Below are 379 nucleotides of genomic sequence, written 5' to 3'. Positions count from 1 at the left end.
CGAGCGCGCCGCCAGCCTCGGTGTCCCGGCCGCGTCGCTGGGCACCACGCTGCGCGCCTTCCTCGGCCGCGACAAGTTCGCGGACTACCGAGAGGGCGGCGAGACGTACGAGGTGAAGCTGCGGCTGCCGCCGGAGACCCTGGCGTCCGCCGATGCACTCGGAAAGCTCACGGTGCGTGCCCCCAGCGGGCAGCTCGTGGAGCTGCGCAACCTGGCCTCCGTCACTCCGGCGGATGGCCCGGTGCAGATCGACCGTGAGTCCCAGAAGCGGCAGATCACCCTGCTCGCCAACCTGGCCTCCGGCTACCAGCTGGGTGACGCCGTGGCCTTCATGAACACGACCGCGGAGAAGGAAGTGCCCAAGGGGATCATCTACGAC

General features: G+C 69.9%; 1 protein-coding gene. It reads left to right on the top strand.

Annotated features, from left to right (window positions below; genetic code table 11):
- Nucleotides 1-379: efflux RND transporter permease subunit (locus tag D7Y04_RS43865; protein WP_147477414.1), on the top strand; the 379-nt coding region annotated here is incomplete at both ends.

The organism is Corallococcus sp. AB038B, from assembly GCF_003668955.1.
GTDB lineage: Bacteria > Myxococcota > Myxococcia > Myxococcales > Myxococcaceae > Corallococcus > Corallococcus exiguus.
Note: the sequence above shows the minus strand (reverse complement) of the source record. Positions and strands in the feature narration are given on the sequence as shown.